This window comes from Caulobacter sp. P4_E5, from assembly GCF_056401555.1.
Genome location: NZ_JBFUJD010000064.1, coordinates 1 through 18,708 on the forward strand (window position 1 = coordinate 1; position 18,708 = coordinate 18,708).

Annotated in this window: 18 protein-coding genes and 1 pseudogene; 11 read left to right on the top strand and 8 right to left on the bottom strand. The window is 69.7% G+C overall.

Features of this window, described 5'->3' with window-relative positions:
- Together AC1DSO_RS17925 and AC1DSO_RS17930 are read left to right on the top strand one after the other, a co-directional pair.
- The coding region (locus AC1DSO_RS17925) for an ATP-binding protein (RefSeq protein WP_477070119.1) at positions 1 to 1,644 on the top strand (1,644 nt) is incomplete at its 5' end.
- 15 nt (positions 1,645 to 1,659) lie between these two features.
- Positions 1,660 to 1,809 (top strand): annotated as a pseudogene (locus AC1DSO_RS17930) (hypothetical protein); the annotation flags it as partial.
- Between the two features lie 8 nt (positions 1,810 to 1,817).
- Here the strand turns inward: AC1DSO_RS17930 and AC1DSO_RS17935 are convergent.
- Positions 1,818 to 2,726, bottom strand: coding sequence for an AraC family transcriptional regulator (locus tag AC1DSO_RS17935; protein ID WP_477070120.1), 909 nt, complete (start codon positions 2,724 to 2,726; stop codon positions 1,818 to 1,820).
- A 195-nt stretch (positions 2,727 to 2,921) separates the two neighbouring features.
- Between AC1DSO_RS17935 and AC1DSO_RS17940 the strand changes: the two genes are divergently transcribed.
- Entirely contained in the window at positions 2,922 to 3,962 is a 1,041-nt protein-coding gene (locus tag AC1DSO_RS17940; protein WP_477070121.1) for an NAD(P)-dependent alcohol dehydrogenase, read from the top strand.
- A 174-nt stretch (positions 3,963 to 4,136) separates the two neighbouring features.
- Here AC1DSO_RS17940 and AC1DSO_RS17945 read toward each other — a convergent pair whose 3' ends face one another.
- From AC1DSO_RS17945 to AC1DSO_RS17955, 3 genes are all read right to left on the bottom strand, one after another.
- Positions 4,137 to 4,745: a TetR/AcrR family transcriptional regulator gene (locus AC1DSO_RS17945; protein ID WP_477070122.1), complete on the bottom strand. Its 609-nt coding sequence runs from the start codon at positions 4,743 to 4,745 to the stop codon at positions 4,137 to 4,139.
- Positions 4,746 to 4,823: 78 nt separating this feature from the next.
- Entirely contained in the window at positions 4,824 to 5,471 is a 648-nt protein-coding gene (locus AC1DSO_RS17950; RefSeq protein ID WP_477070123.1) for a TetR/AcrR family transcriptional regulator, read from the bottom strand.
- On the bottom strand, positions 5,468 to 5,695 hold the full coding sequence (locus AC1DSO_RS17955) for a CC0731 family SpdR-regulated protein (RefSeq protein ID WP_477070124.1): 228 nt from the start codon (positions 5,693 to 5,695) through the stop codon (positions 5,468 to 5,470). The genes AC1DSO_RS17950 and AC1DSO_RS17955 overlap by 4 nt, the downstream gene beginning before the upstream one ends.
- Positions 5,696 to 6,058: 363 nt before the next feature.
- On the opposite strand from AC1DSO_RS17955, the gene AC1DSO_RS17960 reads away from it, so the two are divergent.
- Positions 6,059 to 6,259 carry a twin transmembrane helix small protein gene (locus AC1DSO_RS17960; RefSeq protein WP_477070125.1) on the top strand — a complete coding sequence of 67 codons (201 nt, stop codon included), beginning with the start codon at positions 6,059 to 6,061 and terminating at the stop codon, positions 6,257 to 6,259.
- A gap of 39 nt (positions 6,260 to 6,298) precedes the next feature.
- On the top strand, positions 6,299 to 6,889 hold the full coding sequence (locus AC1DSO_RS17965) for a cob(I)yrinic acid a,c-diamide adenosyltransferase (RefSeq protein ID WP_477070126.1): 591 nt from the start codon (positions 6,299 to 6,301) through the stop codon (positions 6,887 to 6,889).
- A gap of 72 nt (positions 6,890 to 6,961) precedes the next feature.
- Here the strand turns inward: AC1DSO_RS17965 and AC1DSO_RS17970 are convergent, their stop codons facing one another.
- On the bottom strand, positions 6,962 to 7,276 hold the full coding sequence (locus AC1DSO_RS17970; RefSeq protein WP_477070127.1) for a hypothetical protein: 315 nt from the start codon (positions 7,274 to 7,276) through the stop codon (positions 6,962 to 6,964).
- A gap of 207 nt (positions 7,277 to 7,483) precedes the next feature.
- On the opposite strand from AC1DSO_RS17970, the gene AC1DSO_RS17975 reads away from it, so the two are divergent.
- Positions 7,484 to 8,230 (top strand): electron transfer flavoprotein subunit beta/FixA family protein, encoded by a 747-nt coding sequence (locus tag AC1DSO_RS17975; RefSeq protein WP_477070128.1) that lies wholly within the window; start codon positions 7,484 to 7,486, stop codon positions 8,228 to 8,230.
- Positions 8,230 to 9,171 carry an electron transfer flavoprotein subunit alpha/FixB family protein gene (locus AC1DSO_RS17980; RefSeq protein ID WP_477070129.1) on the top strand — a complete coding sequence of 314 codons (942 nt, stop codon included), beginning with the start codon at positions 8,230 to 8,232 and terminating at the stop codon, positions 9,169 to 9,171. Before AC1DSO_RS17975 ends, AC1DSO_RS17980 begins: the two co-directional genes overlap by 1 nt.
- A 233-nt stretch (positions 9,172 to 9,404) precedes the next feature.
- On the opposite strand, the gene AC1DSO_RS17985 is transcribed toward AC1DSO_RS17980, so the two are convergent.
- Entirely contained in the window at positions 9,405 to 9,533 is a 129-nt protein-coding gene (locus AC1DSO_RS17985; protein ID WP_477070130.1) for a hypothetical protein, read from the bottom strand.
- 144 nt (positions 9,534 to 9,677) lie between these two features.
- On the opposite strand from AC1DSO_RS17985, the gene gcvA reads away from it, so the two are divergent.
- Positions 9,678 to 10,559, top strand: a complete 882-nt coding sequence (gene gcvA / locus AC1DSO_RS17990) for a transcriptional regulator GcvA (protein WP_477070148.1) — start codon at positions 9,678 to 9,680, stop codon at positions 10,557 to 10,559.
- A gap of 3 nt (positions 10,560 to 10,562) precedes the next feature.
- On the opposite strand, the gene AC1DSO_RS17995 is transcribed toward gcvA, so the two are convergent.
- Positions 10,563 to 11,438: a PhzF family phenazine biosynthesis protein gene (locus tag AC1DSO_RS17995; RefSeq protein ID WP_477070131.1), complete on the bottom strand. Its 876-nt coding sequence runs from the start codon at positions 11,436 to 11,438 to the stop codon at positions 10,563 to 10,565.
- A gap of 123 nt (positions 11,439 to 11,561) precedes the next feature.
- On the opposite strand from AC1DSO_RS17995, the gene AC1DSO_RS18000 reads away from it, so the two are divergent.
- Entirely contained in the window at positions 11,562 to 12,452 is an 891-nt protein-coding gene (locus AC1DSO_RS18000) for a LysR substrate-binding domain-containing protein (protein WP_477070132.1), read from the top strand.
- A gap of 9 nt (positions 12,453 to 12,461) precedes the next feature.
- Here AC1DSO_RS18000 and AC1DSO_RS18005 read toward each other — a convergent pair whose 3' ends face one another.
- Positions 12,462 to 13,460: an NAD(P)H-binding protein gene (locus tag AC1DSO_RS18005; RefSeq protein WP_477070133.1), complete on the bottom strand. Its 999-nt coding sequence runs from the start codon at positions 13,458 to 13,460 to the stop codon at positions 12,462 to 12,464.
- 92 nt (positions 13,461 to 13,552) lie between these two features.
- Between AC1DSO_RS18005 and AC1DSO_RS18010 the strand changes: the two genes are divergently transcribed.
- Both AC1DSO_RS18010 and AC1DSO_RS18015 read left to right on the top strand, forming a co-directional pair.
- The gene (locus AC1DSO_RS18010) at positions 13,553 to 14,467 is read left to right on the top strand and encodes a LysR family transcriptional regulator (RefSeq protein ID WP_477070134.1); all 915 of its coding nucleotides are present in this window, start codon (positions 13,553 to 13,555) and stop codon (positions 14,465 to 14,467) included.
- Between the two features lie 123 nt (positions 14,468 to 14,590).
- Positions 14,591 to 18,613 carry a beta strand repeat-containing protein gene (locus AC1DSO_RS18015; RefSeq protein WP_477070135.1) on the top strand — a complete coding sequence of 1,341 codons (4,023 nt, stop codon included), beginning with the start codon at positions 14,591 to 14,593 and terminating at the stop codon, positions 18,611 to 18,613.
- Positions 18,614 to 18,708 lie beyond the last annotated feature (95 nt).

Consider the following 18,708-nt stretch of genomic DNA (forward strand, 5'->3'; position numbering starts at 1 on the left):
GTCGACGTGGTGTTCAAGCCGGTCGACCCGTTCATCCTGCGCTCCAAGGTGCAGGTGCTGGTCGACCTCCACCTCAAGCGCGTCGAGCTGGCCCAGGAGTTGGAGAACCGCCAGCGCCTGATGGAGGAAAACGCCCGCGTCCACGCCGAGAAGCTGGAGGCCGAGCGCTCTCTGCAGACCAGCCTTCGCCGCCAGCAGGCGATCCAGCGGGCCCTGCCGATCGTGTTCTATTCCCGCGCCGCCGACCCGCCCTACGCGGCCTTGTCGGTCAGCGACAGCGTCAAGGGCCTGACCGGCTTCGAGGCCGACGACTTCACCAGCGATCCGGCCTTCGGCTTCGAGCGCATCCACCCCGACGACCGCCACATTGTCCAGCGCGCCCAGGAGGAGGCCCGCCGGGTCGGGGCCTATGCCTGCGAGTACCGCTGGCAGTGCGCCGACGGCACCTACAAGCTGCTGATCGACCAGGGCATCCTCAGCGAGGACCAGGACACCGGCGCCCCGGTCGTGTTCGGCACCATGCTGGACAACACCGAACGCCGCGCCCTCGAAGAGGCCCTGGGCCACGCCCGCAAGATGGAGACGGTCGGCCAGCTGACCGGCGGCGTCGCCCACGACTTCAACAATCTGCTGACCGTGATCCTGGGCAATGTCGACCTGATCCAGCGCCGCTGCGGCGAGACGTTTCCGTTCGTGCGCCAGGTCTCGGCCATCCGCCAGGCCACCGAGCGCGGCGCGGCTCTGACCCGGCAGCTGCTGGCCTTCTCGCGCCGGCAGCGGCTGGACCCGGCGGCGGTGGACCTCAACGACCTGGTCCGCGAGTTCTCGCCGCTGATCCGCCAGGCGGTCGGCGAGGCGGTGTCGATCCAGCTGGAGGCCGCCAGCGCCCCGGCCTTCGTCCACATCGACCCCGCGCAGATGGAAAGCGCCCTGCTGAACCTGGCCGTCAACGCCCGCGACGCCATGGAGGGCGCCGGCGGCATCACCATCACGGTCCGCGCCGATCCCGCCGCCGGCCACCGCCTGATCGTCCGCGACACCGGACCGGGCATGGCTCCCGACGTGGCCTCGCGGATCTTCGAGCCGTTCTTCACCACCAAGGACGTCGGCAAGGGCTCGGGCCTGGGCCTGTCTCAGGTCTATGGCTTCGTGCAGCAGTCCGGCGGCGAGGTGACCGTGGTCACCGCCCAGGGCGAGGGCGCGGCGTTCGAAATCACCCTGCCCGCCATTGAGCCGCCCGCCGCCCTCAAGGCCGCGCCCGCGCCGCGCTCGGAGGAAGCCACCGGATCGGAGCACATCCTGGTCGTCGAGGACGATCCGTCGGTGCTGGCCCTGGCGGTCGACACCCTGGAGTCGCTAGGCTACCGCGTGACCACCGCCCGCAACGCCGCCAGCGCCCTTCGCCGGCTCAAGGGGCCGCAAGCGTTCGAGATGCTGTTCTCCGACGTGGTCATGCCCGGCGGCGTCAGCGGCCTGGACCTGGCCCGCCGCGCCCGAGGCCGCAACCCCGGCCTGAAGGTGCTGCTGACCTCCGGCTTCATCGGCGCCGAGGCCATCGACTGGGCCGACGAGTATCCGATGATCGACAAGCCGTACGACTCGCCGTCGCTGGCGGCCAAGGTGCGGTCGGTGCTGGACGCTTGAACTTCCCTTCTCCCCTTGCGGGAGAAGGTGTCGCCAGAGGCGACGGATGAGGGGTCGCACAAACGAAAGCCGCCGCGACGGCGGCAGCCTGTCGCGGCGGATCTGACTTTCAACCCCTCACCCGACCCGCTTCGCGGGCCACCCTCTCCCGCAAGGGGAGAGGGGCGCAGGGATCACTCCGCCGCCAGCGGCGCCCTTAGCGCCTCCAGATCCCGCGCCGGCGACAGGCCGTACAGCCGCCGGTATTCACGGCTGAACTGCGAGGGGCTCTGGTAGCCGACGCTGTAGCCGGCGGTCCCGACGTCCATGTTCTCGACCAGCATCAGCCGGCGGGCCTCATAGAGCCGCAGCTGCTTCTGGTACTGCATCGGCGTCATGTTGGTGACGGCCTTGAAGTGGTGGTGCAGCGACGACTCGCTCATGCCCACGTGGTCGGCCAGCGCCTCGATCCGCAGGGGCTGGGCGAAGTGCTCGCGCAGCCAGGCGACGGCGCGGGTGACGCGGTGGCCCTGGCCCTCGGCCATGGCGATGTGCAGCAGCCGCGCGCCGTGCGGTCCGCTCAGCAGGCGGTAGAGGATCTCCTGCTCGATCAGCGGGGCCATGGCCGCCACGTCGTCCGGTCGCTCCAGCAGGCGCAGCAGGCGGAGGGTGGCGTCCAGCAGCTCCGGCGAGGCCGGATTGACCGCCACGCCGCGCATGCCGCTCGGGCTCGCCGAAGCCTGCTCCGGCAACCGACCGATCAGCTCGGCCAGCCGGGCCGGGTTGATGGCCACGCCCACGCACAGATGCGGCTCGGCCTCGCTGGCCTGCAGGATCCGCGCGGTGGCGGGCAGGTCCAGGGCCACCAGCAGGCAGTCGCCAACGCCGTAATGCAGCTCCTCGTCCCCGACCGTCAGGCACTTGCGCCCACCCGCCACCAGCCAGAACGACGGCCGCTGGTCGATGTGCAGCCGGCCGCTGGGCGAGCAGCGGCGGGTCAGGTACAGGCCGCCGATCGCGGACTCGGGGCTGTCGTCGTTGGCGTAACGGGCGACCAGCTCGGCGATCTGGGCATAGACGTCGGCGTCGGGGGAAGGGCTCAAAGGCTTGGTTTTCCGGGCTTTCGCGAAGCCTGCGTTCTACGCCCGGGCGCGCGACGGGAAAACCGCTTTCGCCGCCGTTTGCAGGATCAGGCAAGAGACTCGCAGGATCGGCGTAACGCTCCCGGTCCACGGCGTGGCAATCCTGCCGGCGTTCGATCCTCCCCGATCGCTCCCCCAATCCAAGGACACATCCGAATGGCCAAAGCCAAAGGCTATGCGGCGCCCGCCGCCGGCGCGCCCCTCACGCCCTTCACCTTCGACCGTCGCGAACCGAACGCCGACGACGTCGTCATCGCCATCAAGCACTGCGGCGTCTGCCACTCCGATATCCACATGGTCGACAACGGCTGGGGCCAGAGCGTCTATCCGATCGTGCCCGGCCACGAGATCACCGGCGTGGTCACCGCCGTCGGCGCCGGCGTCACGCGCTTCAAGGAAGGCGACCGGGTCGGCGTCGGCTGCTTCGTCGACAGCTGCACCACCTGCGCGGCCCGCGACCTGGACCGCGAGCAGTACATGCCGGGCCTTGTCCTGACCTACAGCGGCGCGCAGCCGGGCAGCGACCTGCCGACCTATGGCGGCTATTCCGACCACATGGTGGTCAAGGAAGGCTACGTCCTGTCGATCCCCGACAACCTGGCCCTGGACGCCGCCGCCCCGCTGCTGTGCGCCGGCATCACCCTCTATTCGCCGCTGCGGCATTGGAATGCCGGTCCGGGCAAGTCGGTGGCGATCCTGGGCATGGGCGGCCTGGGCCACATGGGCGTCAAGATCGCCCACGCCCTGGGCGCGGAGGTCACCGTCCTCAGCCAGACCCTGTCCAAGCAGGAAGACGGCCTGAAGATGGGCGCCGACCACTACTACGCCACCAGCGATCCCGCGACCTTCGAGACCCTGGCCGGGACCCTGGACCTGATCATCTGCACCGTCTCGGCCGGGATCGACTGGGGCGCCTATCTGAACCTCTTGAAGGTGGACGGGACCATGGTGCTGGTCGGCGCGCCGGAAGAGCCGGTGGCGCTGAACGCCTTCGCCCTGATCCCCGGCCGCCGCACCCTGGCCGGCTCGATGATCGGCTCGATCAAGGAAACCCAGGAGATGCTCGACTTCTGCGGCCAGCACGGCATCGTCGCCGACATCGAGACCATCTCGATCGACCAGATCAACGAAGCCTACAAGCGCATGGCCCGCAGCGACGTGCGCTACCGCTTCGTGATCGACATGGCGACGCTGTAGGGGTTTCGGCTCCCTCTCCCCTTGCGGGAGAGGGAGGCCGCCGAAGGCGGTCGGGTGAGGGGTTGAAGGAAGCATCCGCCGCGACAGGCGGCTGAGGCTGGGCGCCAAGCCGACAGGTCTATCGACCCCTCATCCGGCCTTCGGCCACCTTCTCCCGCAAGGGGAGAAGGGAAGTCAGCGCGGCCGCCAGCCCTCGGCGATCACGCCGATCTGCTTGTCCATCACCGCCGACATCTCGCCGGCCGGCAGGGTCGCCCCCGCCGCGGCCGTCATGCGGTAGTTCCAGGCATAGGCGGCCTTCAGGGTGTCGACGACCAGGCGCAGATCGAGGTCGCCCCGCACCTCGCCCTTGCGCACGCCCTCGTCCAGGATGTCGAGCAGCATCTGGGTCAGGCGCGGGTTGCGGCCGTAGGGCGTCACGCCCGGGTCGTTGTTCGGATTGTACGAGGCGGCGATGTGGGCCAGGAACAGCTTGGAGCGCCGGGTCTCGAACTCGTAGTGGATGGCGAAGATCGAGCACAGCCGGTCGGCCGTGCTGCCCCGCAGGAACGGCACCACCCGGTCGAACTCGGCATAGAGCTCGGTCAGGCGATGTTCCATGACATGGCTCAGCACCTCCGCCTTGGAGGCGAAGGTGGTGAACACGCTGCCGACGGAAACCCCCGCCCGCTCCGCGATGGCGCGGATGGTGGTCTCCTCGTAGCCGACGTCATTGAAGAGGTCGCGCGCCGCTTCGAGAACCTTCTCGCGCGTCGCCGCCTTCTGATCATCTCTCACGCCCACGCACGTCCCCCTCGAACACGCTAGCGTCATTGTTCAATCGAAGACGCCCCGTTCCCCCGAACGGAGCGTCGTTCGGGCTTAAGCGCGGRCGCCCGCGAAGATGACTTTCAGTTGATCCGAAAGCCGCGCTAGCAGAGCTTCCACCGACCAACCGTCGTAGACGGCGCGGCGATAGTTGGCGACATACACGTCCCAGGTGATCTCAGCCAAGAGCTTAGCGTCGATATCTTTCTTCAACTGGCCCTGGTCGACGCCGCGCTGCAGGGCTTCGGCGATCAGGCGGAAGATGTGCTTGATGTCGGCGCGGGCGCGACGCTCGGCGGCTTCCGACCGGGTCCACGACACCGCGATGCTGGCGCGCAGCAGCGGCAGCTGCTCGACATGGAAGCTGTAGGCGACACCGAACAGGCCCAGCAGGGCTTCGTCGATCGTCTTGGCCGTGCGCGAGGCCTGGATCATCTGGGCGTAGATGACTTCGTAGTCGGCGGTCAGGATTTCCTCGAACAGCTCCGACTTGTCGGCGAAGCTGGCGAACACCGCGCCGGTCGACATGCCGGCGGCCTGGGCGATGTCACGGATCGTGGCGCCTTCGTAGCCGCGCTCGCTGAACAGGCGGCGGGCGGCGGCCAGGACGCGTTCGCGGGTGCGCTGCTTGGCCAGAGCCCGGCGGGTCAGCTTCACCGGAGAGTCGGTGGCGGACTCGATATTGACGGACACAAAGCTCATGCGGCGGACTCCAAACGGGCGAGAGCGGCTTCGGYGCGCTTCTCGAATTCGATGCAATATTCGTCGACGACGTTCTGAAGAACGTCGGCGTAGCGGCGGGCCAGTTGACGGCCATCTTGCGCGGCGTCGCGCAGATCGATGATCAACTGGCGCGCTTCGGCCAGGGCCTCTTCGCGATCGGACGCGGAGAGCGCGGCGGTCGAGAGCAATGCGCTCTGGGCCATGCGGTTATCTCCTGCTCCCCGCTGGGGTGAGTGAAAGCGTTGAACGATCCGCGGTGGGGGAGGTGATCATGTTCAACGAACGCGCACTAAAAATAGGAAGCGGGCGCAATAACGCTAGGGGAGCGTCATTGCAACCGCGAAATTGAACTGAATTCGCCGAACAATGGCGAGGGATTATAGATATGGGAGCGCTTTCAAAGCGTCACTGCGACAAATGCGCTCAGCGAACAAGTTCGACGAATCGATTCAGCGGACAGCGCTCGTCGAACCGAATCACCGGCGCGAAGCGGGTGAACGCATGAGGGCCCTTACGGCTCCGGCCTCTATGGCGCGGCCGAGTTCCACGGCCTATTCTCGGCGGCCATGAGCCACCTGTTCGACTTTCTCGTCCCCGCCGCGCTCGTGGCGGTTCTGATCGCCCTGGCCGCCGGCCTCTACGCCCTGTTTCGCGGGGGCGACTTCGGCCGCTCCTATTCGAACAAGCTGATGCGGCTGCGCGTGCTTTTGCAGTTCATCGCCATCCTCGTCCTAGTCGCCGCCGCCTTCTGGTGGCGTAAGGGCTGAAAAACCTAACCTTATTCGCCGAACAAGGGTCCGCGACCGATGGTCACGCTGAACCGCATCTATACCCGCACGGGCGACGGCGGCGCGACGCGCCTCGCCACCGGAGCCCCCGTCAGCAAGGCTTCCCTGCGGGTCGAGGCCTATGGCGGGGTCGACGAGACCAACGCCGCCATCGGCCAGGCGCGCCAATTTACTGGAGGGGGGCATACCGCGGACCCGGTGCTCGACGCGATCCTGGAGCGGATCCAGAACGACCTGTTCGACCTGGGCGCGGACCTGGCCACCCCCGAGCAGCACGGCAAGCCCGACTGGGAGCCGCTGCGCATCGTCGACAGCCAGGTCGAGCGGCTGGAGCGCGAGATCGACCTGCTGAACGGCGAGATGGCGCCCCTGACCTCGTTCGTGCTCCCCGCTGGGTCGCCGGCGGCCGCGGCCCTGCACGTGGCCCGCACCGTCTGCCGCCGGGCCGAGCGGACCTGCGTGGCGCTGTCGGAAATGGAGGGCGAGATCGTCGGGGCGCCGGCGATCAAATACCTGAACCGGCTGTCCGACCTGCTGTTCGTCGCCGCCCGCTGGAGCAACGACAAGGGCGCGGCAGACGTGCTGTGGAAGCCGGGGGCGACGCGGTAGGGCCTAAGACCCCGACCTCCCCGGCGAAGGCCGGGGCCCAGATTCATCCGGTGAGTTTGGAGTGGGCGCGCCCTATGGCTTCGCCTGCTCCGGAGCGGCCTTGGGTTCGACCTGGGCCCCGGCCTTCGCCGGGGAGGTCGGAGAAGAGGCCTCCGGCTTCACCCGCGCCTCGCCATTGATCGGCGGCACGTTCACCGGCCGGCGAGTCAGGGTCTCGATCGAATAGCTGGTGGCGCACTTCATCCACTTGCCCGCCCAGAGACGGCCTTGCTTCTCGCACTTCTCTTTCGGCCAGACCCACACGACGTGGTAGGTCAGGGCCGCGCCGCTCAGCAGCACGAACAGGCCCAGGAAGATGTACTTCAGGCGGGTGAAGGTCTTGTTCATGGGCGCCCCTTACCGCCTTTTCGCGCCCAGGGGAATTGGCTCGGCCGATGCGGCGGGACCACACGGCCTCGGAAATCGTACAACTGTTTGAACGATACATCCCCCAACGCATTACGCTTACGCGAAGGGAAACTTGCATTGCGGCGCCGAAGCGGTAAGTCGGTTGCCTACGCACGATAAAATGCAGCCTGGAGGCGGTGGAAACCGATGAAGGTCCTAGTCCCGGTCAAACGGGTTATCGATTACAACGTCAAGGCCCGCGTGAAGGCGGACCAGACCGGCGTCGACCTGGCGAACGTCAAGATGTCGATGAACCCCTTCTGTGAGATCGCGGTGGAAGAAGCCGTGCGCCTCAAGGAAAAGGGCGTGGCGACCGAGGTCGTCATCGTCAGCATCGGCCCGATCCAGGCGCAGGAGACCATCCGCACGGCCCTGGCCATGGGCGGCGACCGCGGGATCCTGATCACCACCGACGCCGATCCCGAGCCGCTGGCCGTGGCCAAGCTGCTGGCGGCCGTCGTGGCCGAGGAGAACCCGAACCTCGTTTTGATGGGCAAGCAGGCGATCGACGGCGACAACAACGCCGTCGGCCAGATGCTGTCGGCCCTGCTGGGCTGGCCGCAGGCGACCTACGCCTCGGCGATCGAGGTTTCCGGTTCGACCGCCAAGGTCACCCGCGAAGTCGACGGCGGCCTGCAGGTCCTGGACGTCGATCTGCCGGCCATCGTCACCGCCGACCTGCGCCTGAACGAGCCGCGCTACGYMWCCYTGCCCAACATCATGAAGGCCAAGAAGAAGGAGATCGCCCAGAAGGCGGTCGCCGACTACGGCGTCGACATCGCGCCGCGCCTGAAGGTGGTCAAGGTCACCGAGCCGGCCAAGCGTTCGGCCGGCATCAAGGTCGAGACCGCCGCTGACCTGGTTTCGAAGCTCAACACCGCGGGGGTGCTGTAATGGCCGTTCTCGTCGTCGCCGATAACGACAACGCGCACCTGCGCGACGGCACCCACAAGACCGTCACCGCCGCCCTGAAGATCTCGGGCGACGTCGACGTGCTGGTCCTGGGCAAGGGCGCCAAGGCCGTGGCCGACGCCGCCGCCAAGATCGCCGGCGTCCGCAAGGTCCTGCTGGCCGAGAGCGACGCCCTGGGTCACGGCGTCGCCGAAGCCCAGGCCGACGCCGTCCTGGCCTTGGCTCAAAGTTACGACGCGATCCTGGTTCCGGCCACCTCGGGCGGCAAGAACTTCGCCCCGCGGGTCGCCGCCAAGCTGGACGTCGCCCCGATCTCGGACATCGTCGAGGTCGTCTCGGCCGACACCTTCACGCGTCCGATCTATGCCGGCAACGCGCTGGAGACCATCCAGTCGTCGGACGCCAAGAAGGTGATCACCGTCCGCCCGACCGCCTTCGCGGCGGCGGCGGAAGGCGGCTCGGCCTCGGTGGAAACCGTCGGCGGCGCCGACGCGCAGCAGACCCGCTTCGTCAGCGAAGAAATGGTCAAGTCGGACCGTCCGGAACTGGCCGCGGCCAAGATCGTCGTCTCGGGCGGTCGCGCCATGGGATCAGCCGAGGAGTTCCAGCGCGTGATCGAGCCGCTGGCCGACAAGCTGGGCGCCGCCGTCGGCGCCTCGCGCGCGGCCGTCGACGCCGGCTACGCCCCGAACGACTACCAGGTCGGGCAAACGGGCAAGGTCGTGGCGCCGGCGCTGTACGTCGCCATCGGAATCTCGGGCGCCATCCAGCACCTGGCCGGCATGAAGGACTCCAAGGTGATCGTCGCGATCAACAAGGACGCCGACGCGCCGATCTTCCAGGTCGCCGACTTCGGCCTGGTCGCCGACTACAAGACCGCCGTGCCGGAGCTGATGGACGCCCTGACGGCGGCGGGGAAGTAGGCTTTCCCTCCCCTTCTCCCCTTGCGGGAGAAGGTGTCGCCGCCAGGCGACGGATGAGGGGTCGCGCGAGCCTGTCGGATAGGGTCTTCAACCCCTCATCCGTCCGCTCCGCGGCCACCTTCTCCCGCAAGGGGAGAAGGAAGACATGAGAAAGGCCCGGAGGCTTCCCTCCGGGCCTTTTTGCTTTGCTGTCCTGAACTGGGCGCGCCCCCACGCGCATCGTCCGGCATCGGTTACCGCACCGTATGGGGCGTGATGCCCTCGGCCCAGCGGAGGTCGTCATGGATCAGCAGCGGGGCCTTGGCGGCGGCGCCAGCGAACAGGGCGAGCGTCAGCGCGCCCGCGAGAAGCAGGGTCTTCATCGTTTCCGTCCTTTTGAAGAAGCGAGAGAGGAAAGATCGTCAGTGCGGCGCCGCGATGAGGACAATGCCAAATCCACCGGCGCTTTACGAACGATGGTATCTGTGCGGACTTGTGAGCTGGACTAACATCCCTACATCTTGACCATGCGCCTGCCGCCGTTCTCGTCCCTGGTCGCCCTGGAGGCCGCCGCCCGCCACAGGAGCTACAGCCGGGCGGCCGACGAGCTGTTCGTCACCCACGGCGCAGTCAGCCAGCAGGTCCGCAAGCTGGAGGAAGAGCTGGGAGTCCAGCTGTTCGCCCGGCGCGGCAATCAGATGGAGCCCACCCCCACCGGCGCGGCCCTGGCGGCCCAGATCGGGGCAGCGATCGACACGCTGCGCCAGGGCGTCGACGGGGCCCGCCGCGCGGCCAGCGGCCCGATCGTCATTTCCACCGGCGCGGCCTTCGCCACCCGCTGGCTGGTCACCCAGCTGGCCCGCCTGTCGGCCGAGACCGGCGAGCTGGACCTGACCATCCGGGTCGAGGACCGTATGTCCGACCTGGCCACCGACGGCGCCGACGTCGCCCTGCGCTTCGGCGAAGGTCCCTGGCCCGGCGTGGAATCGGTGCGGCTGATCGACGAGGTGCTGTTCCCGGTCTGCAGCCCGGCCCTGCTGGAGCGCCATCCGATCGACAAGCCCGAGGACCTGCTGCACGCCCCGCTGCTGCGCCATACCGGCCTGCCCTGGTCGACCTGGTTCCACGCCATGGGCATCGAGGCGCCGCAGCTGCCGCCAGCCCTGGGCTTCGACGACTCGTCGATGATGCTGGACGCCGCCGCCCAGGGCCTGGGTGTCGCCCTGGCCCGCAGCGGCATCGCCCGCCGCGATCTGGGCGACGGTCGCCTGGTCCGCCCCCTGCCCGGCGAGGTCGACGTCGAGACCGGCCACCACTTCGTCTGGCGCGCCGAGAACCCCAAGCTGCCGAGACTGCTCAAGCTGCGCGACTGGTTCCTGAAAGAGACGGAAGGCGAGCGGGCGCGCTAGGCCTTACAGGATCAGCTCGCCCCGCAGGACCACGACCCCCGCGCCGGACAGTTCGGGATCGGGCCCGAGCCGCAGGCTGAGCAGGCTGCGACGACCCATTTTCACGCCCTGCTCGACCACGAGGGCGGCGTCCGGCCCGATCAGGCCCGATGCGGCGAGATAGGCGATCAGCGGCCCCGCCGCCGTCCCTGTCGCCGCGTCCTCCCAGAGCCCCACGGTGGGATTGAAGAAGCGGGCATAGGCCGCGCCGGGCGCGCTTTCGTCGAAGGCGTAGACATAGCAGCCCTCCGCGCCTGTGGGGCCCAACACCGCCAGCAACTGGGCGGCCAGCGGCGCGCAGCGGTCGACCGCCGCCTTGCCGCCGACCCGGACCATAAGGTGCGGCGCGCCGGTGTCGGCTCCGCGCGGCGGCGGGAACGGCAGGATGTCCCCCGGCTCGAGACCCAGGCTCCGGGCAAGGCCGTCGACCTGCGTCAGCGGCTCCAGCAGCTGCAACGGCGCTTGCCGCATGCGCCCATGGATCCGCCCCTCGCGCGTCCGCAGGATGATCGGCAGAACATGCTCGCCGATCTCCTGATGGAACGTCCTCTCTTCGGCCAGGTCGCCGAGCAGGCCGAAGTGCGCCAGCCACAGCCAGGCGCCCAGGGCGTTGTGCCCTGCGCCGAAGACTTCCGAGCCGTCGGCGGTGAACGAGCGCAGCTTCCAGTCCGCCCGCGTGCTGGCCATGATGAAGGTCGTCTCGGCCTGGTTGAACTCGCCGGCGATGCGACGCAGAACGGCGTCGTCCAGGTCCTCGCCGCCCTCCACGACCGCCAGCGGATTGCCGCTCAGCGGCGTGTCGGCGAAGACGTCGATGAGACCGGCGACGAGACGAGGCATGCGGCGAGCGCTCCTGAGCGGGGTGATCAGGGATCATCCAGGACAGACCCCCGCGAACCTTGTTCTCAGCCAGATCAGGGCGCAAAATCGAATTTCTCAGCGAAAAGATGAATCCTATTCAGCATGGGCGCCTTCGATCTTCCGCCGCTCGGCGCTCTGCGCGCGTTCGAGGCGACCGCCAGGCTGGCCAGCTTCAAGGGCGCCGCCGCCGAGCTGTTCGTGACCCCCACGGCGATCAGCCACCAGGTGCGCCAGTTGGAGACTCATCTGGGCGTCCGGTTGCTGGACCGCGGTCCGCGCCGCGTGGCTCTGACACCGGAGGGCCGGATCCTGCATGAAGCGGCCGCCACGGGCTTCGCGGAGATCGACCGTGCGGTCGGTCGTCTCCGGCGCGTCCCCGCCGAGACGATCCTGACACTGTCAGCCACACCCGCATTCCTGGGCCAATGGCTGGTCCCGCGGCTCGCCGACCTGCAAGCCCGGCTTCCGGACCTGGAGCTGCGGCTGCAGGGCTCCGGCCAGGTCGCCGAGCTTCGCCCCGGCGGGGTCGAACTGGCCATCCGCTATGGTCGGGGGCCCTTTCCCGACGTGGCGGCGACTCCGCTATGCGAGGACGTCTTCGCCCCGGTCTGCAGCCCGGGCCTTGGCCTGAAGACGATCGAGGACCTGACGCGGGCCCGGCTCATCCATATCGACGGCTGGGTCGTGCCGCGGCCCGCTCCCGACTGGCGGCGCTGGTGCGACGAGGCCCGCGTGACAGGTGTCAACATCGACGGCGGGGTGCGCTTCACCGACAGCCTGCACGCGATCCAGGCCGCGGTGGCCGGCCAAGGCGTGGCCATCGCCAGCCTGGTCATCGCCGCCGACGCCTTGCGCAGCGGACTCCTGGTCACGCCGTTCGAGACGACCCTGCCCGGCGAGACCTACCACTTCGCCTGCGCACCCGCCTTGAGCGATCGCCCGCATGTCGCGGCGCTACGCCAGTGGTTCGTGGAGGCCCTTCGGCCGGACTGACGCGCCTCTTCAAGCCGCCTTCAGCACGCCCCGCGGCGGCGGCGCCTCCGCCAGCGGCACGCCCAACCCCGCCATCGTCGCCCGCACCGCCACGTCCAGCGGCGTACGCGGTTCCTCGCCGAGGAACGCCACGAGGCGGCGGTTGTCCAGCCGCAGCGGATGACGCCAGAACGGCCGCATCTCGGCCAATTCGCGCAGGGTCTCGCTGAACAGGCCGGCCACCGGCAGCAGCGCCCACGGCAACTGGCGCGCGTTCGGACGCTTCAGGCCGGCCGCGCGGGCGATGGCGCGGACCATCACCGTCCCGTCCAAGTCCCAGACCCCCTCGAAATGGAAGCGGGCGAAGGCCGGCAGCTCGGCGTCGCGATCGGCCAGACGGGCGAAGGTCTCGCCGACATCGGGCAGATAGGCCCAGGCGTGGCCGACACCCTTGTCGCCCGGATAGAGGATGGTCTTCACCGGCTTGCCCGGCGTCACCAGGCCCGAGGCGAACCAGCTGTTGGTCGTCGAGCGCGGGCCGAAATAGTCGCCGGCCCGCAGGACCAACGAGCGCACGTTCTCGCCGGCGGCCGCTTCGAGCCGGGCCTCCATCGCGATCCTGATCTTGCCCTTGCGGGTTCCGGCGCGTTGGGGCGTCGTCTCGTCGATCACCGGATGGGCGGCGGGGTCGTAGTTGTAGATCGTGCCCGGCAGCAGGATCCGCGCTCCGCTGGACCGGGCGGCGGCGATGGTGTTGTCCAGCATCGGCAGGACCAGTTGCTTCCAGCCGCGATAGCCGGGCGGGTTGACCGCGTGGACGATGATCGAGGCGCCCTGGGCGGCGGCGACCACGGCGGCGCGGTCCAAGACGTCGCCCTTCAGATAGCTAACCCCGGCTAGACCGCCCTTGCCCGGGTCGCGGACCAGGGCGCGGACGGTCCAGCCCTTGCGAACGAGCGCGGCGGCGGTCTCTCCGCCCACGCCGCCATTGGCGCCGAGGACGAGTGCGATGCGGTTCTGGGCGGTCATGGCCGGCTCCTGCGTTTGCGATGACCACAAGATGCCGCTCGCCGCGCTCGATAGAAATTGCCGAGAATGATCGATCGGCCTATCAAAAATAGATGAGCCAAGACCTGCCCACCGCCGTCGACTGGGAGCGCCAGCGCGCCTTCCTGACCGTGATCGACACCGGCAGCCTGTCGGCGGCCGCCCGCCAGCTGGGCGCGGCCCAGCCCACGGTGCGCCGGCGGGTCGAGGACTTGGAGGCCCAACTGGGCGTGGCCCTGTTCACCCGCTCGCCCTCCGGCCTGACCCCGACGCCGCTGGCGCGGGAGCTGGCCAAGCACGCCCGGGCCATGGCGATCGCCGCCGCCTCGCTGGCTCGCGCCGCCTCGGCCGAGGCCGACGCCGCCTCGGGCGCCGTGCGCATCACCGCCAGCGAGGTGGTGGGCATGGAGGTGCTGCCGCCGATCCTGGCCGACCTGCGCGAGGCTCATCCGGGCCTGGTGTTCGAGCTGGCCCTGACCAACCGCAGCGAGGACCTGCTGCGCCGCGAGGCCGACATCGCCGTGCGCATGGTGCGGCCCACCCAGGAGGCCCTGCTGGCCAAGCGGGTCGGCAACATCACCTTGGGCATGCACGCCCACAAGCGTCTGCTGGACGCCTGGGGCCGTCCCGCCAGCCTGGACGAGGCCCGCCGCCTGCCGCTGATCGGCTACGAGACCGAGACGATCGGCGTCCGCGCGATCAAGGCCCTGGGTCTGGACCTGCGGCCCGACGAGTTCACGTTCCGCACCGACAACGACGTGGCCCAGCTGGCGGCGATCCGCGCGGGCCTGGGCCTGGGCGTCTGCCAGGTCGGGCTGGCCGCTCGCGACCCGATGCTGGAGCGTGTCCTGCCCGAGGTGTTCAGCTTCGACCTGGAGACCTTCGTCGTCACCCACGAGGACCTGAAGGACGTGCGCCGCGTGCGGCTGGTGTTCGACGCCCTGGTGGCGGGCTTGACCCGCTACGCCAGGCTCGGAAATGCAGTTTGAACTAAACATCTTTCCACCTAGAGTGGCGATTAGAGATTCGCCGTCCGGAAAGTTGGCGGCGCCGTCGGCCGCGCCATCCTCGAAGGGGATGCCCGGACGCTTCGAGTTCGGTGGAGTATCGTGATGGCGGTCGTTGGTTCGGACCCCTCCGTTCTGTCCAGCCTAACGCCGACCAAGATCGCGGCGCTGAGCGGGGCGGCCATCGCCGCGGCCCCGCCTTCGGAATTCGCCAAGCTGACCAAGGCCCAGGTCGCCGCGATCTCGGTCACCGCCATCAGCGGCCTCAGCGCCGAGCAGTTCGCCAGGTTCAACGCCAACCAGCTGGCGGGGCTGACGGCCGCCCAGCTGCCGCGCCTGCCCACGACCATCGCCTTCAGCGCCACCCAGCTGACCGTACTGAACCAGGGTCAGATGCAGGCCCTGTCGCGCACCCAGGTGGCGGCGATGAGCACCGAGCTGCTGGACAGCTTGCGCACCACCCAGGTCGCCGCCCTCAGCGCGACGGCCGTCTCGGCCCTGTCGCTCGACCAGATCCAGAGCCTGTCGGCGATCCAGGTGCGGTCCCTGTCGCCGGCCCAGTTGCGCGGCCTGTCGACGGCCGACATCGGCGAGTTCAGCGCGGAGCAGGTCGGGGCCCTGGCCGCCACCCAGGTCGGGGCGTTGAGCGCCACCCAGGTCAGGAGCCTGTCGGCCGAGCAGTTCGGCGCCCTGACCTCGACCCAGTTCGGCGCGCTGTCGGCGGCGACCGTGCGCKCCCTGCCGGCCTCGACCCTGGCCCTGACCACGCCCGATCAATGGGTGAGCGCCACCACCGCCCAACTGTCGGTGCTGAACGCCGATCAGCTGAAGACCCTGGGGGCCAGCCGCCTGGCCATTCTGAAGCCGACCCAGGTCCGGGCGCTGTCGGCCACCGAACTGGGCCGCGCGGGGCCGGAATTCCTGGCGGGTCTCTCAACCACCCAGCTGACCGGCCTGGCCGCCAACCAGGCGGCGGCCCTGTCGGCGACCGCCATCGCCGGCCTCAGCGCCAGCCAGATCGCCGCCCTCGACCCGGCCGCCATGGGCGGCCTGACGGCCACGGGCCTTTCGGCCCTGGACGCCACCCAGGTGGGGGCGCTCAGCGCCAGCCAGATCGCCCGCCTGCAGCCCAGCCAGCTGAAGGGCCTGGACGGCGAGGACTTCAACGAATTCACCCGCGCCCAGCTCAAGGCCTTCACCGCCGCCCAGATCCGCGAACTGCCGCCCGAACAGTTGGCCGGCCTGTCGGACGAGGACTTCGGCGCCTTCTCGGCCACCCAGCTGAGAGCCTTGTCGCCGCTGCAGCTGAAGGCGCTGTCGACCAGCGACCTGGCGGCCCTGACACCTGAACAGGCGGGCGCCCTGGCCTCCGGCCAGATCAGCGCCCTGACCGGAACCCAGCTGGCCGTCCTGCGCGGGATCGCCCCCTTGGCGTCGAGCCAATTGACGGGCGTCACGCCCACCCAGCTGGGCGCTTTCTCGACCACGGACGTCGCCCGCCTGACCACCACCGAGATCGGGGCGCTGAATGCCGCCCAGATCGGCGGCTTCACGCCCGAGGCGCTGTCAGCCTTCGACGCCAGCCAGACGGCGCGCCTGACGGCCGCCCAGATGAAGGGCCTGACGGCCACCCAGCTGAAGGGCTTGTCGGACATCGATGTCACCCAGCTCAGCGCCACCCAGATCGGGGCGCTGGACGGGACCCAGGTGGGCGCGCTGGTCACGCACCTGCCCACGACGGCGATCGCCAACCTCGGCGCGACCCAGATCGGCAAGCTGTCGACCACGGCCCTGGCCAGCCTGTCGCCCGCCCAGGTCGCGGCGCTGGGCCAGACCCAGCTGCGCGGCCTGACCACCGACCAGATGGCCAGCCTGGCGTCAGACGTCGCCAAGGCCCTGACCGCCACCCAGATCGGGAGCCTGTCTCCGACCCAGCTCGGAGCCCTGTCCCCGGCCAATTTCGGCCGCCTGACGCCCGAAGGGCTGCAGCGGCTGGAGTCCGCCCAGATCCGCGGCCTGACCACCACCCAGGTCAAGAGCCTGGAGACCACGACCTTCGGCCTGTTCAGCGCCACCCAGGTCGCGGCGTTCAGCGCCACCCAGGTCGGGGCGCTGTCGGGCGACCTGGTCGGCGGCCTCTCGGCCACCCAGTGGGCGGGCCTGACCACGACCCAGATCCAGGGGCTGAGCACCACCCAACTCGCGGCCCTCGACGCCGCCGACCTGAGCAAGCTGGGCGCCAGCCAATGGACCGCCCTGCGCTCGACCCAGATCGCGGGCCTGTCGACCACGGCGGTGGCGGCGCTGGAGACCGAGCGCCTCGCCTTGCTGACCCCGGTCCAGGTGAGCGGCCTGACGCCGGGCGCGGTCTCGGCCCTGGACGCTACCCGCGTGGCCGCGCTTTCGGCCAGCCAGATCGGCGCCCTGACCGCCACCCAGCTGCGCGGCCTGACGACCGAAGACATGGCCGAGTTCAGCGCCACCCAGGTCGGCGCGATCTCGACCGCCCAGTTGGCCGCCCTGCCCGCCACCGACGTGGCGGCGCTGAGCACGACCCAGCTAGCCGCGCTCACCACCAGCCAGGTCAGGGCCCTGGCCCCATCCCAGGTCTCGGCCCTGCGCCCCACCCAGGTCGGCGGCCTGTCGACCGCTCAGCTGGCGGCGCTGAGCTCGGTGCAGCTGGGCGCCCTGGCCAGCGACGCCCTGCCGGCGATGACCGCGACCCAGGTCGCCGGCCTGACCTCCAGCCAGTTGACGGGACTGTCGACCACCCAGGTGGGCGCCTTGACCGGAACCCAGCTGGCGGCCATGGCCGAGACCCAGGTCGGCGGCCTGGCCGGCGGCTTCCTGGCGGCCCTGTCGGCCACTGCCTTCAGCGCCCTGACCGCCACCCAGGTCGCCAGGCTGTCGACCACCCAGGTGCAGAGTCTCAGCACCACCCAGGTCGGCGCGCTGTCGGCCGCCGACTTCGCCGAGCTTTCAACGACCCAGGTCAAGGGCCTGACGGCGGCCCAGGTGGGCGCCCTGTCGGCGACCAACCTGGCCAGCCTGCCGACCACCGCCATCGCCGACCTCTCGGCCGCCCAGTTCGCGAGCCTCTCGGCCACCCAGTTGGCAGCCCTGCCCGACAGCGTGTTCCAGGGCCGGCTGGGCCAGCTGAACGCCAGCCAGATGGCCGGCCTGTCGACCACCCTGATCGGCAACCTCTCGACCACGGACTTGGCCAGCCTGAGCGCCGGCCAGATCGGGGCCCTATCCTCCACGGCTTTCGCGGCGCTGGGGACCTCGCGCCTGCCGCTGCTGTCGACGACCCAGGTCGGCGGCCTGTCGGTCACCCAGGTGGCGGGCCTCGACGTCAACAGCTTCGGCCAGTTGTCGGAAACCCAGGTGGCGGCGTTGTCGGCCAGCCAGATCGGGGCCGTACGGGGCGAGATTCTGTCGGGCCTAGACGCCACCCAGTTCGCCCGCCTGACCACCAACCAGGTGCGGGGCCTGACCGCCAGCCAGATCGAGCGGCTGACCGCCACCGACATCGGCGAGATCACCATCACCCAGATCGGCGCCCTGGGCGCACAGCAGCTGGAAGGCTTCTCGGCCGGCGACATCTCGGCCCTGACCGTGACCCAGGTCGGAGCCATGACCGCCGGCCAGATCGCGGCCCTGACGCCGGTGCAGCTGCGCGGCCTCTCGGCCGGCGACATCGGCGAGTTCAACAAGACCCAGGTCGCGGCCCTGACCGGCGCCCAGGTCGGCTCGCTGTCGCTGACCGCGATCGGCGCGCTCAGCGGCGACCAGTTCGCAAGCCTGACCGCCACCCAGGTGCGCGGCTTCACGGGCGAGCAGCTGACCGCGTTCGGGGCCGAAGGCCTGGCGCGGCTGTCGGGCGCCCAGCTGGGGGCGCTGACCACCACCCAGGTCGGCCAGCTGCCGGCCGTAGCGATCCAGAGCCTGACGCCCACCCAGATCGACCAGATCATGCCCAGCCAGATCTCCGGCTTCACCGCCAGCCAGATCGAGGCCTTCACGCCCGGCCAGCTGACCGAGCTGTCGCGCGCCCAGGTCAACAAGCTGACCGCCGCCCAGCTGGACGCCATGAGCCGCGCGCAGCTGGAGGCGATCGGGCTGTAGTTCGCCCCGACGGAGACTGTTGCCCTGGGGCATCGTCACGGCAGCGTCGTGTAACGGTCGCGGAGCCGTCTTGAGGCCTCCCTATCCCCGCCCCT